Source organism: Agromyces sp. S2-1-8 (genome assembly GCF_021129215.1).
Lineage (GTDB): Bacteria > Actinomycetota > Actinomycetes > Actinomycetales > Microbacteriaceae > Agromyces > Agromyces chromiiresistens.
This window is the reverse complement of record NZ_JAJOLP010000001.1, coordinates 2,451,598-2,469,159: the sequence shown is the minus strand read 5'-3', so window position 1 is coordinate 2,469,159 and position 17,562 is coordinate 2,451,598. Positions and strand designations below refer to the sequence as shown.

Below are 17,562 nucleotides of genomic sequence, written 5' to 3'. Positions count from 1 at the left end.
GATGACCCCGAGCCAGATGAGGGATCGCCATGCCTTGCGGACGGGCGTCGGCCGGGATGACCGCTTCGATGGTGCAGCCACGTGTTCTGCTTTCTCTGCAGGAGCCCGCGCGACATCGCGCGGGCCGAGCCTCGTTGGGTGAGTCTGAGCCGCCGACTACTTGGTGTCGGGCGTCTCGTCGGTGTTCGACTGGTCGGTGCCCGACGTGTCGCTCGGCGTCTCGTCGGCCGGCGCCTCCGACACGCGCTCGCCGAACTCCGGCTCGCCGTCATCGGTCGTCGCGGACTCGTCAGCGACCGCGGTCGGCTCCACGACGCGCGCGATCGTCTGGCGGTGCACGGTCAGGATCGTGCCGGGCGAGGTCTCGAGCAGCACCTGGTTCTCGTCTTCGTCGATCGAGAGGATGGTGCCGAAGACGCCGAAGTTCGTCATCACCTGCGCACCGGGCTGGACCTTCGACTGCATCTCCTTCGCGTCGGCCTGGCGCTTCCGCGAGTTGCGGAACATGAAGAAGATCAGCACCGCCAGGACGGCGAGCATGATGATGGTGATCGGATCGAACGTCATGAGGGTGAAATACCTTCCGGGGTGCGCTTCGCGCACGAAGTCGAGTGGCGTTGAGGGTGACGCCTCAAAGGATTATAGGTCATCGATCGGAAGGACCGCTGCCGCACTCTCGACGCCCTCGGAGAGCCCGAAGTGCCGCCAGGCCGCAGGGGTCGCCACCCGCCCCCGCGGCGTGCGCGTGATGAGGCCGATGCGCACCAGGAACGGCTCGACGACCGCCTCGATCGTCTCGGCCTCCTCGCCGACGGACACCGCGAGCGTGTTGAGGCCGACCGGGCCGCCGCCGAAGCGGGTGAGGATCGTCTCCATCACCGCGCGGTCGAGCCGGTCGAGGCCGAGGGCGTCGACGTCGTAGAGCTCGAGCGCGGCGCGCACGGCTTGGATGTCTGCCCGGCCGGTGCCGTCGAACGAGCCCGACGACGTGTGCACGAGCGCGTAGTCGCGCACCCGGCGCAGCAGGCGGTTCGCGATGCGCGGCGTGCCGCGGCATCGGCCGGCGATCTCCGCGAGAGCCGCGCGATCGATGTCGAGCCCGAGCAGCTCGGCGGCGCGGCCGAGCACCTGCTCGAGCTCCGACTCGTCGTAGAACTCGAGATGCGCCGTGAAGCCGAACCGGTCTCGGAGCGGGTTCGGCAGCAGCCCCGCGCGCGTCGTCGCCCCGACGAGCGTGAACGGAGCGAGGTCGAGCGGCACCGACGTGGCACCGGCGCCCTTGCCGACCATGATGTCGATGCGGAAGTCCTCCATCGCGAGGTACAGCATCTCTTCGGCCGACCGCGCCATGCGGTGGATCTCGTCGATGAACAGCACCTCGCCCGGCACGAGCGAGCTCAGGATCGCGGCGAGGTCGCCGGCGTGCTGGATCGCCGGACCGCTCGACATGCGCAGGGGGCGGCCGCCCTCGTGGGCGACGATCATCGCGAGCGTCGTCTTGCCGAGCCCGGGCGGCCCCGCGAGCAGGATGTGGTCGGGAGTACGCTGCTGGAGCGTCGCCGCGGTGAGCAGCAGCTGCAACTGGCCGCGAACGCGGGTCTGCCCCACGAACTCGGCGAGGCTCCGGGGTCGCAGCGCACCCTCGAACGCGAGTTCCGCCTCCGACGCGAGCCCGGGGTCGGTGAGGTCTTCACCGGGGCGGCTCATCGACCGCCCCTCCCCGACTGCTGGGCCGGACCGAGCCGGGCGAGCGTCAGTCGCAGGAGGGTCGGCACCGACGTGGACTCGACCTCGCCCGCCGTGGCGAGCGTCTCGTCGAGTGCCTCTGCGGCCACCCGCTCGGACCACCCGAGCCCGGTGAGCGCTGCGAGGACGCTTTCGGCGACGCCGCCCGATGCGACCGGCGCCGTCGTCGGGCGAGCGGCCGGCGCCGCGAGCTTGCCCGCGAGCGAGACCGTGATGAGCTTCGCCGTCTTCGGCCCGATGCCGCTGACCTTGCGGAACACCGCATCGTCTTCACGGTGCACGGCCTCGGCGACCTGCTCGGGCGAGAGCGAAGACAGCACGCCGAGCGCCGACTTCGGGCCGACCCCGGTCACGCCGATGAGCAGCTCGAACACGTCGAGCTCGTCGCGGGTGCCGAACCCGAAGAGGGTCAGCGAGTCTTCCCGGACGATCAGCGAGGTGTGCACCGCGAGCTCGTGCCCCTCGCGGCTCGCGAGTACGAGCGCCGGGGTGGTGTTGACCTGGAAGCCGACGCCGCCCACGTCGATGACGACGGAACTGCCGGCGGCGGCGAGCACGCGCCCACGGAGAGAGGAGATCACTCCTTCACCCTACGGGCCGCCCCCGACACGGCGGCGGAGCGCTCCGCGGCGAGCCACGCGCGTTGCGCCGGGGTCAGCGCCGAGGCATCCGCCGTCGCCGCGCCGCCCCGCGCGCGACCGAGCGCCTCCTCGCGGATGGCCGCCCCCGCGACGCCGCCGGTGCGCCAGGCGTGGCAGATCGCGAGCGCGAGCGCATCCGCGGCGTCGGCGGGCTTCGGCACCGCCTCGAGCCCCAGGATGCGCGCCACCATCGCCCCGACCTGCTTCTTGTCGGCGCGGCCGTAGCCGGTGATCGCGGCCTTCACCTCGGACGGCGTGTGCAGCGCGACGGGCAGTTCCCGGCGCGCAGCGATGAGCATCGCGACGCCCGAGATCTGCGCCGTGCCCATGATCGTCGACACGTCGGACCGGGCGAACACCCGCTCGAGCGCGACCGCCTGCGGCCGGTGCTCGTCGAAGATCGCCTCGAGCCCGTCGGCGATGCGCGCGAGGCGACGCTCGATCGGCGCGTCGGTCGGCGACCGCAGCACGACGACGTCGACCAGCCGCGCCGTGCGGTCGCCCTGGACGTCGACCACGCCGACGCCGCAGCGGGTGAGCCCGGGGTCGATGCCGAGCACCCGCATGGCGATCGACCTACTCCGCCTCGAGCTCGGCCTGCACCTCGGGCGTCAGGTCGAAGTTGCTGTAGACGTTCTGCACGTCGTCACTGTCTTCGAGCGCGTCGATCAGGCGGAACACCTTGCGCGCCGTGTCGGCGTCGATCTCGACCTTGAGGTTCGGCACGAACTCGATGTCGGCCGACTCGTAGTCGAGGCCGGCCTCCTGCAGCGCCTTGCGCACCTCGACCATGTCGGACGGGTCGGTGATGACCTCGAAGCCCTGCGCGTGCGGCTCGATCTCCTCAGCACCCGCCTCGAGCGCCGCCATCATGACGTCGTCCTCGGTGGTGCCCTCGCCCGAGACGACGATGACGCCCTTGCGGGTGAAGTTGTAGGCGACCGAACCGGGGTCGGCGAGCGTGCCGCCGTTGCGGTTGAGCCCCGTGCGCACCTCGGCGGCGGCACGGTTCTTGTTGTCGGTCAGCACCTCGACCATGAGGGCGACGCCCGACGGGCCGTAGGCCTCGTACGTGATGCTGAGGTACTCGACGGCTTCGCCGCCGATGCCCGCGCCGCGCTTGATCGCGCGATCGATGTTGTCGTTCGGCACCGAGGTCTTCTTGGCCTTCTGCACCGCGTCGTACAGGGTCGGGTTGCCGTTCAGGTCGGCGCCGCCGAGCTTGGCCGCGACCTCGATGTTCTTGATGAGCTTCGCGAACGACTTCGCGCGACGCGCGTCGATGACGGCCTTCTTGTGCTTGGTCGTCGCCCACTTGGAATGCCCGGACATGCTGCTCCTGTATCGACTTCTCGGCGGGGGCGCCCGCCGACGGTTCATTCTAGTCGAGCGCGCGGGTCGCGCTCGGGCGCACGGTCCGGATGTCTCGCCCGCGCTCCGTGCTCACGCGGCGAGCTTGCGCAGCGTTCGCAGGTTGCGCGTCGTGATGCTCGGTTTGAACCGCGCCTTCGCCGTGACCTTCGAGAACGCGCTGTCGACCCCGCGTGCGCGACGGTTGTGCCAGTAGAGCACCCCGTCGCCCGGGGCGACGACGTCGTCGGCCGCATCGACCCCGACGGCCGCCGCGAAGAGTTCGTCGAGCGCGGCCTGCGACGACGAGAAGACCACGTACGGGTGCCAGCCTTCGCGCTCGTCGTCGAACGGGAACGATGCGATGACCCGCTCGAGCTCGTCGCGCGAGACGAGCACGATCCACGCCTCGTACCCGAACCGGTCGGAGAGCGCCCGCTCGATGGTCGACTTCAGCGCCGAGGCATCCGCCTCGCCCGCCGCGCCCGTCGAGAACGCGACGTTGCCGCTCGCGAGCACGGTGCGCACGGCATCGAAGCCGAGCCCCCTGAAGAGCTCGGCGAGCTCGGCCGACCGCACGGTGATGCCGCCCACGTTGACCCCGCGCAGCAGGGCGATCCATTCGCTCACGTGGGCGAGCGTAGCGCGCGCCGCCGACGGGCGGAGCGCGCGCCGCCGCGCCCGGCGACCGGGCACGGGCTCACACGAGCGCGGGCATCCCCTCCGGGAACAGCTCACGCTGCCACGCCGTGTACTTGCGGCGCATGAGCAGCACCCAGAGCAGGCGGATCGGCGCGGGCAGGTTCGAGCGCACCCATTCGTCACGCTCCGCCGTCGGCACGGCGTCGATCATGAGGCCGAGCTGGACGGGCATCGCGTCCTTCGGCAGCGCCCTGCGTCCGTGCTCGCCGATCTCCTCCCACTCGGCCTGGCTGAGCACCCGCGCGGCGACCGGCACCATGTCCGCCTCCTCTCGGCCGAGGTGCACGCCGAGGGTCGAGCCGACGTCGTCGAGCGCCGCGGCGAGCCGCTCGGCCGTCGCCGGATCGGCCGTCGTGCGCCACTCGGCGACGATCGGGTCGACGAGTGCGAGCAGCTCGGCGACCTGCGCATGCTGCGCCTTCATCACGTCGACGTGCATCGAGCACCCCGGCTCGCGCCGCTCGAGGCGATCCCAGAGCAGCTCGTCCTCGCCCTCGTGATGGACGTGCAGGCCCTGGTCGATCCGGTCGACCGCCTGCGCGACGGTCTCGGCGCGACGGACGTCGCCCGCCGGGACCTCGCGCACGGCCCTCGGCAATTCGCGATACCCCCAGCGGAAGATGCGGTGGATGAGGAAGATGTCGCTCGTGTCGCACCCGGTCTCGTCGACGATGCGGTCGTCGGCCCCGGTGCTCGGCAGTCGTCTGGTCATGCGGGCGACGCTATCGACGCATCCCGCCGCCGGAATCGGTGCCGGCACTGAGAACCGCTCCCCCGTTCGGGGCTCAGACGCGCGCTCGCACCTTCGACAGGAAGTACTCGTGGAAGCGGTGCTCGCCGTTGATCTCAGGGTGGAAGCTCGTGCCGAGGAGGCTCCCCTGCTCGACCGCGACGACCCGGCCGTCGTCGAGCGTCGCGAGCGCGGTCGCCGCGGGACCGACCGACTCGACCACCGGCCCGCGGATGAACACGGCGTGCACCGGCGCGTCGCCGAGTTCGGGGATCGCGAGGTCGGTCTCGAACGACTGGTTCTGCGAGCCGAAGGCGTTGCGCCGCACCACGACGTCGAGGCCGCCGAGGGACTGCTGCCCCTCGATCGCGTCGAGCACGGTGTCGGCGAGCATGATGAGGCCGGCGCACGTGCCGTAGACCGGCAGTCCGGCGGCGATCGCGGCCTTGAGCGGAGCGGCGAGGCCGAACGTGCGCGACAGCTTGTCCATCACACTGGACTCGCCGCCGGGGATCACGAGGCCGTCGACCTCGGCCAGCTCTTCGGGACGTCGCACGAGCGTGACGCGCGCACCGAGCGCGGCGAGCACGTGCGCGTGCTCGCGGAAGTCGCCCTGCAGGGCGAGCACGCCGACGCGGGGTCCGGCCGTTGCCGGCCCCGCGTCGACGGAGCCGGCTCGCAGGGTCGTCGTCACCAGCCGCGCTCGGCGAGTCGGTGCGGCGCGGGCAGGTCGCCGACGTTGATGCCGACCATCGCCTCGCCGAGGCCGCGCGACACGTCGGCGATGACCGAGGGGTCGTCGTAGAACGTCGTGGCCTTGACGACCGCGGCGGCGCGGGCCTCGGGGTTGCCCGACTTGAAGATGCCCGAGCCGACGAAGACGCCGTCGGCCCCCAGCTGCATCATCATGGCCGCGTCGGCCGGCGTCGCGACGCCGCCCGCGGTGAACAGCACGACCGGCAGCTTGCCGGTCTCGGCGACCTCGGCGACGAGCTCGTACGGCGCCTGCAGCTCCTTCGCGGCGACGTACAGCTCGTCCTTCGTCATCGACGAGAGCGCGTTGATCTCGGAGGTGATCTTGCGGATGTGCTTCGTCGCCTCGGAGACGTCGCCGGTGCCGGCTTCGCCCTTCGAGCGGATCATCGCCGCACCCTCGTTGATGCGGCGGAGCGCCTCGCCGAGGTTGGTCGCACCGCAGACGAACGGCACCGTGAAGTTCCACTTGTCGATGTGGTTGACGTAGTCGGCGGGCGAGAGCACCTCTGACTCGTCGATGTAGTCCACGTCGAGAGCCTGCAGCACCTGCGCCTCGACGAAGTGACCGATGCGTGCCTTCGCCATGACGGGGATCGAGACCTCGGCGATGATCGCCTCGATGAGGTCGGGGTCGCTCATGCGGGCGACGCCGCCCTGGGCGCGGATGTCGGCGGGCACGCGCTCGAGCGCCATCACGGCGACCGCGCCGGCGTCCTCGGCGATGCGGGCCTGCTCGGGGGTGACGACGTCCATGATGACGCCGCCCTTCAGCATCTCGGCGAGGCCGCGCTTCACGCGGCTCGAGCCCGTCTCGGGTACGGTCACGGGGAATCCTTTCGATGAGCGCGCAGCGACTCGCGCTTCAGAACAGACCAACGGAATGATTGACCTAGGCCAAAAGATAGCATGGTCGGAGAACGACGAAAGGGCGGTGACGTGATCATCGACATCGAGGGACGATCGGCGGCTGAGATCGCGGAGAGCCTGCGCGCCCTGGTCGAGCGCGGGGCACTGCGCCCGGGCGACGCGCTCCCACCGGTGCGCAGCCTCGCCGAGCAACTCGGCGTCAATCGCAACACCGCCGTGGCCGCATACCGGCAACTCACCAGCGCAGGCATCGTCGTGACGCTCGGCCGTGGCGGCACCCGCGTCGCGGGCTCGGCACCCGTCGCCCAGGAGGGCTTCGCCGCCGACACCGCGCTGCGCGACATCGGCACGGGCAATCCGGATGCCTCGCGCATCCCCGATCCCTCGCCGGTGCTCGCGAGCATCGCCCGACGCCCGGTGCTCTACGGCGAACCGGTCATCGACCCCGGACTCGAACGCTGGGCCGACGACTGGATGCGCGGCGACCTCCCACCCGGCACCCCGATGCGCCTGACCGTCACGAGCGGTGCCGCCGACGCGGTCGAGCGACTGCTCGCGCAGGCGCTCACGCGCGACGACGCCGTCGCCCTCGAAGATCCGTGCTTCCTCACGAGCATCCACACGGTGCGGGTCGCCGGCTACCGCCCCGTGCCGGTGGCCGTCGACGAGGAGGGCATGACGGTCGACGGGCTGCGCGCCGCGCTCGAGCAGGGGGTGCGCGCCGTCATCTGCACGCCGCGCGCCCAGAACCCGACCGGTGCGAGCCTCACGGCCGCACGCGCCGCCGAACTGCGCGCCGTGCTGCGCGACCACCCGTACGTGCTCGTCATCGAGGACGACCACTACTCGCTCCTCTCGCGTCAGCCGTTCCATTCGCTGATCGGCCCCGAGCACCGCCGCTGGGCGCTCGTGCGGTCCGTCTCGAAATTCCTCGGCCCCGACATGTGCCTGGCGGTGTCCGCCTCCGACCCCGAGACCGCCGACCGCCTCGCGATGCGGCTGACTCCGGGCACGACGTGGGTGAGCCATCTGCTGCAGCGCCTCGTGCACGCGCTGGCGACCGACCCGGCCGTCGCCCATGGCATCCGCACCGCAGGCGAGCACTACGCCGCCCGGAACGCCGAGTTCGCAGCACTGCTGACGGCGGCCGGCGTGCCGACGGCCCCGGGCGACGGGCTCAACGTCTGGGTGGGGCTCGACGCTCCGGCCAGGGACGTCGCCGAGCAGCTCATGCGCCGGGGCTGGCTGGCCCGACCCGGCGACGAGTTCGCCCTCGGCGACCGGGCGCCGTCGGATCGGCTGCGGCTCACGGTGCACGATCTCGACGACGCCGACCTGGCGAAGCTCGCGGCCGACGTCGCGGCCTCGATCCGAGCGGTGTCGAGCCCGGGGGCACCCGTCGCGCGGGCGCGCTCGTCGGAGATGCGATGATCGAACGGTGAAGATCCTCTCGATCCAGTCGGCGGTCGCCTACGGCCACGTCGGCAACTCCGCGGCCGTGTTCCCCCTGCAGCGCATCGGCGTCGAGGTGCTCCCCGTCTACACGGTGAACTTCTCGAACCACACCGGCTACGGCGCCTGGCGCGGGCCTCTCATCTCCCCCGACGACGTCCGCGAGGTCATCACGGGCATCGAGGAGCGCGGCGTGCTCGGCGGCATCGACGTCGTGCTGAGCGGCTACCAGGGCAGCGACGGCATCGCCGACGTCATCCTCGACGCCGTGTCGCGGGTGAAGGCGGCGAACCCGTCGGCGATCTACGCCTGCGACCCCGTGATGGGCAACGCGAAGTCGGGATGCTTCGTCGCCCCCGCGATCCCGGTGCTGCTCCGCGAGCGCGTCGTGCCGGCGGCCGACCTCATCACCCCGAACCAGTTCGAACTCGGCTACCTGACCGGCACCGAACCCGACACGCTCGAGTCCACCCTCGCGTCGGTCGACCTGGCGCGCGCGTCGGGGCCGTCGACGGTGCTCGTCACGAGCGTCGAGCGGCCCGACCGCACGCCCGGCACGATCGAGATGCTCGCGGTCGACGAGCGCGGCGCATGGCTCGCGCAGACCCCGCACCTGCCGCTCAAGGCGAACGGCTCAGGGGATGTCACGGCGGCGCTCTTCACCGCGCACTATCGCCGCACGGGCGACGCCGCCGATGCCCTCGCCCGCACGATCTCGAGCGTCTACGACCTGCTGGCGACCACGCACGAGTCGGGCGAACGCGAGCTGCAGCTCGTCGAGTCGCAGGAGTTCTACGCGAATCCGCGCATGCAGTTCGAGGTGCGGCAGGTTCGCTGACCCGAGGCCGGTCGAGCAGGCGCGAGGCGCCGACTCGAGACCATCCCGCGATGGTCTCGAGACGCCGCTCCGTCGCCACTCGACCGACCGGAGGCCTATCCGGCCGGGGCGGGCCAGCCGTCCGCGATCTCCTGCCGCACCTCGCCGAGCAGCCGCGGCAGCGCCTTCGTGCCCGCGATGATCGGGAAGAAGTTCGAGTCGAGCGCCCAGCGCGGCACGATGTGCTGGTGCAGGTGCTCGGCGATGCCGGCACCCGCGATGCGCCCCTGGTTCATGCCGATGTTGAACCCGTCGCACTTCGAGACCTGCTTGACGACGCGCATGGCGGTCTGCGTGAGCTCGCCGATCTCGGCGACCTCGTCGGCGTTCGCCTCGTCGTAGGTCGCGATATGGCGGTACGGGCAGACCAGCAGGTGGCCCGAGTTGTAGGGGAACAGGTTGAGCAGGACGTAGGCGTGCTCCCCGCGCGCGACGATGAGCGACTGCTCGTCGCTCATCTCGGGCGCTCGGCAGAACGGGCAGGCGTGCTCGTCGGGCTGCTGGCCCTGCTGGATGTAGACGAGCCGATGCGGGGTCCAGAGTCGCTGGAACGCGTCGGGCACGCCGGCCAGGTCGGCCGAGGCATCCGTGGGCACCCCGTCGAACTCGTCGGCCCCGTAGCTGGTCATGCGAAGAGGTCGTCGCGGGTGGTGACCTGGCGGTGGTCGGCGATCGCCGCTCGCACGAGGTCGATCGCCCGGGCGATCGGCACCCCGTTCTCCTGGCTGCCGTCGCGGAACCGGAAGCTGACCGTCTCGCCCGAGCGGTCGTTGTCTCCCGCGATGAGCTGGAACGGCACCTTCTGGGTGGTGTGGGTGCGGATCTTCTTCTGCATGCGATCGTCGCTCACGTCGAGCTCGGCGCGCACGCCGAAGCCCTTCAGCTGCTCGATGATCGCCCCGAGATACGGCGCGTACTCGTCGGCGACGGGAATGCCGACGACCTGCACCGGCGCGAGCCACACCGGGAAGACCCCGGCATAGTGCTCGAGCAGGATCGCGAAGAAGCGCTCGATCGAGCCGAACAGCGCTCGGTGGATCATGATCGGCCGGTGCTTCTCGCCGTCGGGGCCCATGTACTCGAGCTCGAACCGCTCGGGCAGGTTGGGGTCGACCTGCACGGTCGACAGCTGCCAGGTGCGACCGATCGCGTCGCGGGTCTTGAGGTCGATCTTCGGGCCGTAGAACGCCGCCTCGCCGGGCACCTCGGTCAGCTTCAGCCCGCTCGCGAGGGCGACGTTGCGCAGCGCGTTCGTCGAGTACTCCCAGAACTCGTCGGTACCGATCCACTTCGACTTCTCGTCGTCGCGCATCGAGAGCTCGAGCTCGAAGTCCTCGAGGCCGAAGTCGCGCAGCATCGAGATGACGAACTCGAGCACGCGGGTCGTCTCCTCCTCGAGCTGCTCGGGGGTGACGAACAGGTGGGAGTCGTCCTGGGTGAACCCGCGCACGCGAGTGAGGCCGTGCAGGGCGCCAGAGAGCTCGTTGCGGTACACGGTGCCGTTCTCCGCGAGCCGCATCGGCAGGTCGCGGTAGCTGCGCGCGCGCTCCTTGTAGATGAGGATGTGCATCGGGCAGTTCATCGGCTTCAGGTAGTAGTCCTGGCCCTGCTTCGTGACGTTGCCATCGGCGTCGCGCTCCTCGTCCATGACGATGGGCGGGAACATCCCCTCGCGGTAGGTGACCAGGTGGTTCGACTGGAGGAAGAGGTCCTCCTTCGAGATGTGGGGCGTGTACACGTAGGTGTAGCCGCCCTCGACGTGGCGGCGACGGGCGTGCTGCTCCATCTCACCGCGCACGATGCCGCCCTTGGGGTGCCACACCGACAGGCCCGAGCCGATCTCGTCGGGGAAGCTGAACAGGTCGAGCTCCTTGCCGAGCTTGCGGTGGTCGCGCTTGGCCGCCTCCTCCAGGCGGTGCTGGTACGCGCGCAGCTCGTCCTTCGTCGGCCATGCGGTGCCGTAGATGCGCTGGAGCTGCGGGTTCTTCTCGCTGCCGCGCCAGTAGGCGCCGGCGACGCGCTGCAGCGCCCATCCGTTGCCGATCATGCGGGTGTTCGGCAGGTGGGGCCCGCGGCACAGGTCCTTCCAGGCGACCTCGCCGGTCTTGGGGTCGACGTTGTCGTAGATCGTCAGCTCGCCCGCGCCGACCTCGACGTTCTCGTTGTCACCGCCGGTCGAAGCCGCCCCCTTGAGCCCGATGAGCTCGAGCTTGTACGGCTCGTTCGCGAGCTCGGCGCGCGCCTCGTCGTCGGTGACGACCCGGCGCACGAAGCGCTGGCCGGCACGGATGATGCGCGCCATCTCCTTGTCGAGGGCCTTCAGGTCGTCGGTCGAGAACGCCTCTTCGACGTCGAAGTCGTAGTAGAAGCCGTCGGTGACGGGCGGACCGATGCCGAGCTTCGCCTCGGGGTTGACGTTCTGCACGGCCTGCGCCAGGACGTGCGCAGTCGAGTGGCGCAGGATGTTCAGGCCGTCGGGCGAGTCGATGGTGACCGGTTCGGCGACGTCGGCGTCCGTCACCGTCGTGGCGAGGTCCTTGAGCTCGCCGTTGACGCGCATCGCGACAACGGATCGGTCGGTGAAGAGCTCGAAGCCGTCAGCCACCTGGATCCACTCCTTGGATTCTCTTGAAACGAACCCTTCAACTGTAGTCGGCCGCCGACCCTCGCTCCGGCGCACGGCTTGCGCCGAGTTGCGTGCGATCGGATGCCTCGGCGCACGAGGGCTTGCACCCGCTTGCGTCCGATCGCGCAAGAACTCGACACTTCATCGACATTTCACATCAGTGCCTTGTGCGACATCGGGCCGCGCTCCTACAGTCGGCCGCATCCGGGCCGTGCAGTGCCCGCGAGCTGTCCGATGGCGCACACGACTCGAGAGGACCCGTGCCGACATGACCCGCCGCTCCCCCACCTCATCGATACGATCGAGCGGCGCCGCCGCCGCCGCCGCCGCGACCATCGTGATCGCCGTCGCCGCGACGGCGCTCCTCACCGCCCCCGCCGCGGCGATCGCCGCACCGGCCTCGACGCCCCCGGCAGCCGCCGTGCACGTCACCCGCGCCGGGCTCGACCCGGCGCTCGTCGCCGGCCGCGGCGCCGACGTGGCCTTCCTCGAGCAGGAGGCCGAGCACGCGACGACGAACGGTACGGTCCTCGAACCGGTCCGGGACGCCTACACCCTCGCGGCCGAGGCCTCCGGTCGGTCGGCCGTGCAGCTCGCCCCTGGCGACTACGTCGAGTTCGCGCTGCCGGAGCGCACGAACGCCATCACGGTGCGCTACTCCATCCCCGACGCGCCGGGCGGCGGCGGCATCGAGGCTCCGCTCGAGGTCACGGTCAACGGCAAGCAGCAGCGCTCGATGACCCTCACCAGCGAGTACTCGTGGCTCTACAACCAGTACCCGTTCACGAACGATCCGAACGCCGGGCTCCTCCACCCCGACTGGTGGATCACCGAGTGCGGCTGCGTGCCGGGCGACGGGTTCGAGGTGCAGAAGCCGTTCCGCCCGATGCACTTCTACGACGAGCAGCGCCTGCTGCTCAAGAAGACCTACCGGGCGGGCGACATCCTCCGGCTCACCGCCCCCGCGGGCTCGAGCGCCGCGCTCACGACGATCGACCTCGTCGACACCGAGTTCGTCGGGGCGCCGCACGTCCGCGTCGAGGCCGCCAACGTGCTCGCGTTCGGCGCCGACCCCACCGGGCGGCGCGACGCCGCCGATGCGATCGACCGCGCGATCGCGTTCGCCAAGCGCAAGGACGTGCCGGTGTACCTTCCGCCCGGAACCTTCCGCGTCGATCGCCACATCATCGTCGACGACGTCACGATCGAGGGGGCCGGCAGCTGGTACACCGTCGTCCGCGGTTCCGAGGTCGCACTCGACGAGCCCTCACCCGACGGCTCGGTGCACACGGGCGTCGGCTTCTACGGCAAGGACGCGTCGGACGGCGGCAGCACGAACGTGCACCTGTCGGGCTTCACCGTTCGCGGCGACGTCGCCGAGCGGATCGACACCGACCAGGTGAACGGCGTCGGGGGCGCGATGAGCGACTCGACGATCGAGGGGCTGTACATCGAGCACACCAAGGTCGGAATGTGGTTCGACGGCCCGATGAGCGGCCTCGTGGTGCGCGACAACATCATCGTCGACCAGGTCGCCGACGGACTGAACCTGCACCGCGGCGTCACCGACTCGCTCGTCGAGCACAACTTCGTCCGCAACACCGGCGACGACGCGCTCGCGATGTGGTCGGAGGGCACCGCGAACGCCCGCAACTCCTTCGCACGCAACACGGTGCAGACGCCGACCCTCGCGAACGGCATCGCGATCTACGGCGGCACCGACAACACCGTCTCCGGCAACCTCGTCGCCGACCCGATCCGCGAAGGCAGCGGCATCCACATCGGAGCCCGCTTCGGTGCCGAGGCGTTCGCCGGCACGCTCGCGATCACCGACAACACGACGGTGCGCGCCGGCACGTACGAGCTGAACTGGAACATCGGGCTCGGCGCGATCTGGTTCTTCGCACTCGACCGGTCGATCGAGGGGGCAGACATCACGGTGTCGGGCGACCACTACCTCGACAGCACCTACAACGCGATCATGCTCGTGACCGACTGGCCTGTGAAGGACCGCCACCGGATCGAGCACGTCGCATTCCGCGACCTCCGCATCGACGGCACGGGCACCTCCGTGCTCAGCGCCCGGACGGCCGGCAGCGCCTCGTTCGAGAACGTCGACGCGCGCAACGTCGGCGCGGTCGGCATCAACAACTGCGGCGCGTTCAACTTCCCGCCATCGGGCTCGGAGTTCTCGGTCGCCGATCTCGGCGGCAACGACGGCGGCGGCACGACGGGACCGTGGCTCGCACCGTGGGAGCTCCCGAACACGATCACGTGCGACGACCGGCCGCCGGTCGTCGCGCCGCCTGCACCGGGCGCCTGGGCGCAGCCCTGACGCCGCGGGCGGTGCGGACCGGTTGGACCCGGGTCGCACCGCCCCGCAACCGATTGCCCCGAACGGGGGTGTACCCCGAAGTAGGTGATTCGGGGGACAATTCCCCGTGGACCGACCATGTCGGCCCACCGGATCCCGGTGAAAGCGAAAGCCGGTCACCGGGGTCCGGCCCACCGCTCCGACCCACCGCTCCGGCTCGCCGCGACGGGGATGTCTCGCGCCAGCGCCGAACCTCGCACTGCGGTCGCCGCAGCGACGAGAAAAGCCCCGGCTGAGCCGGGGCTTTCATTGTGGTGGGCGATACTGGGATCGAACCAGTGACCTCTTCCGTGTCAGGGAAGCGCGCTACCGCTGCGCCAATCGCCCGAGTCGAGATGGGAGGATCTCGGCTTGGAGGTGGATACGGGATTCGAACCCGTGTATACGGCTTTGCAGGCCGCTGCCTCGCCTCTCGGCCAATCCACCGTTCATGGGTTCACCACCAAAGAACAGGAGCCGGGCTTTCGCCCGACCCTGATCAGAGCGGATGACGAGACTCGAACTCGCGACCCTCACCTTGGCAAGGTGATGCGCTACCAACTGCGCCACATCCGCGTTGCTCCGCATTTCTGCGTGCAGAGAAGACTTTATACACACTTCGAGCGATTCACAAACCGAGCGGGCCTCGCGCGATGTTCTCCCCGGTCACAGTGCCATTCGTCCCATGATTCCCGGGCGTGTCGATCGAAGCGGCACCCCCGCGCCGCGCCCGGCGGCAGCTCGATGTGCATTCGCCCTGCTCCGTCGGCTAGTATCGAGTCCGGTCACCGCAACGGAGACCGAAACCCACTTGGGCGATTGGCGCAGCTGGTAGCGCGCTTCCTTCACACGGAAGAGGTCGTCGGTTCGAGCCCGGCATCGCCCACAACGAGAAGCCCCCGGTAGCCCGGGGGTTTCCGCATTTCACGGCCGCATCCGATTCGGAACCCCTCGAGCACGCCGCACGCCGACAGCGAGACACCGCGTTCCGCGCCGATGGCACGTGGCTGCACGTGTCTGCCGGAAGTCAACGCACCGAATGCGTTCGGCCCGCATGATCTGCCGCCATGGCCTGAGCCCTGCGATTCGCCTTCACGAGGATCGCCACGATGAAGATCGCCAATGCGTCCACGACCGACACCATGAACACCGAGGCGTTGGCTGCCAGCCAGAGCAGGTTGGCGTTCGGCGGCATTCGCGACGCGTCCCAGCCGGACGCGGACTCCATGTGATTGATCGCAGCAGTGTCCGCGATCTGCCAGAGAACGTAGAACGCGACGACGGCGATGTTCAGGCCGACGAGCGCCAGCCCGCCGATCACACCAACCGTCCTCTCAAAAGCCTGCGACATTCCGGCTCCTCGTTGCATCCGTTCGAAACAGGTCCCCAGCCCCAGCCGCCATGCGGCCCGTCGTGCTGCCGCTGCGGAGATTCGACCAAACCCGGTGGGATACGGACGTTCATCGTTTCGAGGTCGGCGATCAGCTCCAGCCGTAGCGGCGATTGAGCGCATCGGCCACCCGCGTGTAGCGCTCGGCGTCGAGCGAGGCGGCCTCGCGCCGCATGCCGCCGGTGCGCACCCTGAAGACGCGATCGGTCTTCGCCCAACTCGGCCGCCCCTCGGCGTCCCAGGCGCCCTCGCCGAGCGAGACGTAGTCGCGGTCGCCGTCGTGCGGCTTGCTCGTGAGTTGCACGGCGAGGAAGTCCCCCGCCCCCGACGCCGCCACGATCACGACCGGACGGTCCTTGCCCCGGCCGTCGCGCTCCTCGTAGGGCACCCACGTCCAGACGACCTCACCGGGATCGGGATCGCCGTCGCGACTCGGCGCGTAACCGAGCCGGACTCCCCGGAGGCGCCGCGGATCGACCTCGACGGTCGCATCGGATCCCATCTGCCCCGGGGAGGGCTCGCCATCGGCGAGCCGCGCCGGCGAGGCATCCCGCCCGGTCGTCGTCCGTGGCGCGGCCGATGTCTTCGAACCGCCCGAACCGAGCGCCCGCAGGAAACGGCCGACGGCGGTGAGGAGGCGGCCGGTGTCAGTCACACCGGGCACACTACCCCACCGCCGTCGGCCGGCCGAGGCTCGATGACTCGCGTCAGACGGTCTCGAGCTTGTAGGCGTCCTCGCCGTGCACGACGGTGTCGATGCCGGCGATCTCGTCCTCGTTCTTCACCCGGAAGCCCATCGTCTTCTGGATGAGCGTGCCGATGCCGAAGGTCAGTGCGAAGGAGTACACGAGCACCGAGACGGCCGCGATGGCCTGCACGGCGAGCTGCGTGAAGTTGCCGCTGTAGATGAGACCGGTCCCGTTCGCGAAGATGCCGAGGTACAGCGTGCCGATCAGGCCGCCGACGAGGTGGATGCCCACCACGTCGAGCGAGTCGTCGAAGCCGAACTTGAACTTGAGGTCGATCGCGAGGGCGCAGACGGCACCGGCGATCAGGCCGAGCACGATCGCCCAGATCGGCGTCAGCGAGGCGCAGGCGGGCGTGATCGCCACGAGACCGGCGACGGCGCCCGAGGCGGCGCCGACGGACGTCGGCTTGCCGTCCTTGATCTTCTCGACGAGCAGCCAGGCGAGGAGCGCCGCGGCGGGCGCGGCGATCGTGTTCACGAACGCGAGCGCCGCGGTGCCGTCGGCTGCGAGCTCCGAGCCGGCGTTGAAGCCGAACCATCCGAACCAGAGCAGGCCAGCGCCGAGGAGCACGAACGGCGGGTTGTGCGGGACGTGCGCGCCCTTCGAGAACCCGACCCGCTTGCCGAGCACGAGCGCGAGGGCGAGCGCCGCAGCGCCGGCGTTGATGTGCACCGCCGTGCCGCCCGCGAAGTCGATCGCGCCGACGCCGAACGCCTCCTGCAGGCCGTACGTGATCCAGCCGCCGTAGGCGAAGCTGCCGTCCTCGGCGAGGCCGAAGTTGAACACCCAGCTCGCGACCGGGAAGTAGACGATCGTCGCCCAGATCCCGGCGAACACCATCCAGCCGCCGAACTTGGCACGGTCGGCGATGGCGCCGGAGATGAGCGCGACGGTGAGGATCGCGAAAGTCGCCTGGAACGCCACGAACGCGAGCGGGGGGTACGCCGCGCCCTCGGGCGTCTCGAGGAGGCTCTCGAGCCCGATCGCCGACCAGTCGATCGACCACGGCGGCACGAGGCCCTCCGAGCCGGGGAAGGCGATCGCGTAGCCGTAGAGCACCCAGAGGACGCCGATGAGGCCCATCGCGCCGAAGCTCATCATCATCATGCTGATGACGCTCTTCGCCTTGACGAGGCCGCCGTAGAAGAACGCGAGCCCAGGGGTCATCAGCAGCACGAGTGCCGCCGAGATCAACAGGAACGCGGTGTTGCCTTGATCCATCTCTCGAACCTCTCTCGGATGCAGGTCGTGGGGGGAACCTGTGCCGCAAGTGTCACGAGTGGGCGTTTCGATCGATTCGTCGTTGTGTTTCGGGGCCGTTAC

General features: G+C 70.1%; 17 protein-coding genes and 4 tRNA genes. 4 read left to right on the top strand and 17 right to left on the bottom strand.

Features of this window, described 5'->3' with window-relative positions:
• Nucleotides 1-156: 156 nt before the first annotated feature.
• The 9 genes from yajC to pdxS all read right to left on the bottom strand — a co-directional run bounded on the left by yajC (nucleotide 157) and on the right by pdxS (nucleotide 6,750).
• Nucleotides 157-567: a preprotein translocase subunit YajC gene (gene yajC / locus LR269_RS11255; RefSeq protein ID WP_231430874.1), complete on the bottom strand. Its 411-nt coding sequence runs from the start codon at nucleotides 565-567 to the stop codon at nucleotides 157-159.
• A gap of 72 nt (nucleotides 568-639) precedes the next feature.
• Complete coding sequence (gene ruvB / locus LR269_RS11250) at nucleotides 640-1,707, bottom strand: Holliday junction branch migration DNA helicase RuvB (RefSeq protein ID WP_231430873.1); 1,068 nt, start codon at nucleotides 1,705-1,707, stop codon at nucleotides 640-642.
• Nucleotides 1,704-2,327, bottom strand: a complete 624-nt coding sequence (gene ruvA, locus LR269_RS11245) for a Holliday junction branch migration protein RuvA (protein WP_231430872.1) — start codon at nucleotides 2,325-2,327, stop codon at nucleotides 1,704-1,706. Before ruvA ends, ruvB begins: the two co-directional genes overlap by 4 nt.
• The gene (ruvC, locus tag LR269_RS11240; RefSeq protein ID WP_231430871.1) at nucleotides 2,324-2,953 is read right to left on the bottom strand and encodes a crossover junction endodeoxyribonuclease RuvC; all 630 of its coding nucleotides are present in this window, start codon (nucleotides 2,951-2,953) and stop codon (nucleotides 2,324-2,326) included. Before ruvC ends, ruvA begins: the two co-directional genes overlap by 4 nt.
• A 10-nt stretch (nucleotides 2,954-2,963) precedes the next feature.
• A complete protein-coding gene (locus LR269_RS11235; protein WP_231430870.1) occupies nucleotides 2,964-3,719 on the bottom strand; it encodes a YebC/PmpR family DNA-binding transcriptional regulator in 756 nt (251 codons plus the stop codon).
• A gap of 111 nt (nucleotides 3,720-3,830) precedes the next feature.
• On the bottom strand, nucleotides 3,831-4,367 hold the full coding sequence (locus LR269_RS11230; RefSeq protein ID WP_231430869.1) for a DUF1697 domain-containing protein: 537 nt from the start codon (nucleotides 4,365-4,367) through the stop codon (nucleotides 3,831-3,833).
• A 70-nt stretch (nucleotides 4,368-4,437) separates the two neighbouring features.
• Nucleotides 4,438-5,151, bottom strand: coding sequence for a hemerythrin domain-containing protein (locus LR269_RS11225; RefSeq protein ID WP_231430868.1), 714 nt, complete (start codon nucleotides 5,149-5,151; stop codon nucleotides 4,438-4,440).
• A 73-nt stretch (nucleotides 5,152-5,224) separates the two neighbouring features.
• Nucleotides 5,225-5,863 carry a pyridoxal 5'-phosphate synthase glutaminase subunit PdxT gene (pdxT, locus tag LR269_RS11220; RefSeq protein ID WP_231430867.1) on the bottom strand — a complete coding sequence of 213 codons (639 nt, stop codon included), beginning with the start codon at nucleotides 5,861-5,863 and terminating at the stop codon, nucleotides 5,225-5,227.
• Nucleotides 5,860-6,750: a pyridoxal 5'-phosphate synthase lyase subunit PdxS gene (gene pdxS / locus LR269_RS11215; protein ID WP_275506905.1), complete on the bottom strand. Its 891-nt coding sequence runs from the start codon at nucleotides 6,748-6,750 to the stop codon at nucleotides 5,860-5,862. Before pdxS ends, pdxT begins: the two co-directional genes overlap by 4 nt.
• A 111-nt stretch (nucleotides 6,751-6,861) precedes the next feature.
• Between pdxS and LR269_RS11210 the strand changes: the two genes are divergently transcribed.
• Nucleotides 6,862-8,223, top strand: coding sequence for an aminotransferase class I/II-fold pyridoxal phosphate-dependent enzyme (locus LR269_RS11210; RefSeq protein ID WP_231430866.1), 1,362 nt, complete (start codon nucleotides 6,862-6,864; stop codon nucleotides 8,221-8,223).
• A gap of 7 nt (nucleotides 8,224-8,230) precedes the next feature.
• Nucleotides 8,231-9,082, top strand: coding sequence for a pyridoxal kinase PdxY (gene pdxY, locus LR269_RS11205; RefSeq protein ID WP_231430865.1), 852 nt, complete (start codon nucleotides 8,231-8,233; stop codon nucleotides 9,080-9,082).
• Nucleotides 9,083-9,177: 95 nt separating this feature from the next.
• On the opposite strand, the gene LR269_RS11200 is transcribed toward pdxY, so the two are convergent.
• Nucleotides 9,178-9,750 (bottom strand): HIT domain-containing protein, encoded by a 573-nt coding sequence (locus tag LR269_RS11200; RefSeq protein WP_231430864.1) that lies wholly within the window; start codon nucleotides 9,748-9,750, stop codon nucleotides 9,178-9,180.
• A complete protein-coding gene (thrS, locus tag LR269_RS11195) occupies nucleotides 9,747-11,681 on the bottom strand; it encodes a threonine--tRNA ligase (protein ID WP_231432320.1) in 1,935 nt (644 codons plus the stop codon). The genes LR269_RS11200 and thrS overlap by 4 nt, the downstream gene beginning before the upstream one ends.
• Before the next feature lie 334 nt (nucleotides 11,682-12,015).
• Between thrS and LR269_RS11190 the strand changes: the two genes are divergently transcribed.
• Entirely contained in the window at nucleotides 12,016-14,082 is a 2,067-nt protein-coding gene (locus LR269_RS11190) for a glycosyl hydrolase family 28-related protein (protein WP_231430863.1), read from the top strand.
• Between the two features lie 291 nt (nucleotides 14,083-14,373).
• Here LR269_RS11190 and LR269_RS11185 read toward each other — a convergent pair.
• From LR269_RS11185 to LR269_RS11175, 3 genes are all read right to left on the bottom strand, one after another.
• A tRNA-Val gene (locus LR269_RS11185) sits at nucleotides 14,374-14,448 on the bottom strand.
• Between the two features lie 25 nt (nucleotides 14,449-14,473).
• Nucleotides 14,474-14,547 (bottom strand) — tRNA-Cys (locus LR269_RS11180).
• Nucleotides 14,548-14,603: 56 nt separating this feature from the next.
• Nucleotides 14,604-14,676, bottom strand: a tRNA-Gly gene (locus tag LR269_RS11175).
• A gap of 237 nt (nucleotides 14,677-14,913) precedes the next feature.
• On the opposite strand from LR269_RS11175, the gene LR269_RS11170 reads away from it, so the two are divergent.
• Nucleotides 14,914-14,986, top strand: a tRNA-Val gene (locus LR269_RS11170).
• 141 nt (nucleotides 14,987-15,127) lie between these two features.
• Here LR269_RS11170 and LR269_RS11165 read toward each other — a convergent pair.
• From LR269_RS11165 to LR269_RS11155, 3 genes are all read right to left on the bottom strand, one after another.
• Entirely contained in the window at nucleotides 15,128-15,451 is a 324-nt protein-coding gene (locus LR269_RS11165) for a hypothetical protein (RefSeq protein ID WP_231430862.1), read from the bottom strand.
• A 130-nt stretch (nucleotides 15,452-15,581) separates the two neighbouring features.
• The gene (locus LR269_RS11160; protein WP_231430861.1) at nucleotides 15,582-16,145 is read right to left on the bottom strand and encodes a type II toxin-antitoxin system PemK/MazF family toxin; all 564 of its coding nucleotides are present in this window, start codon (nucleotides 16,143-16,145) and stop codon (nucleotides 15,582-15,584) included.
• Between the two features lie 52 nt (nucleotides 16,146-16,197).
• Complete coding sequence (locus LR269_RS11155; protein ID WP_231430860.1) at nucleotides 16,198-17,460, bottom strand: ammonium transporter; 1,263 nt, start codon at nucleotides 17,458-17,460, stop codon at nucleotides 16,198-16,200.
• Nucleotides 17,461-17,562: the final 102 nt, after the last annotated feature.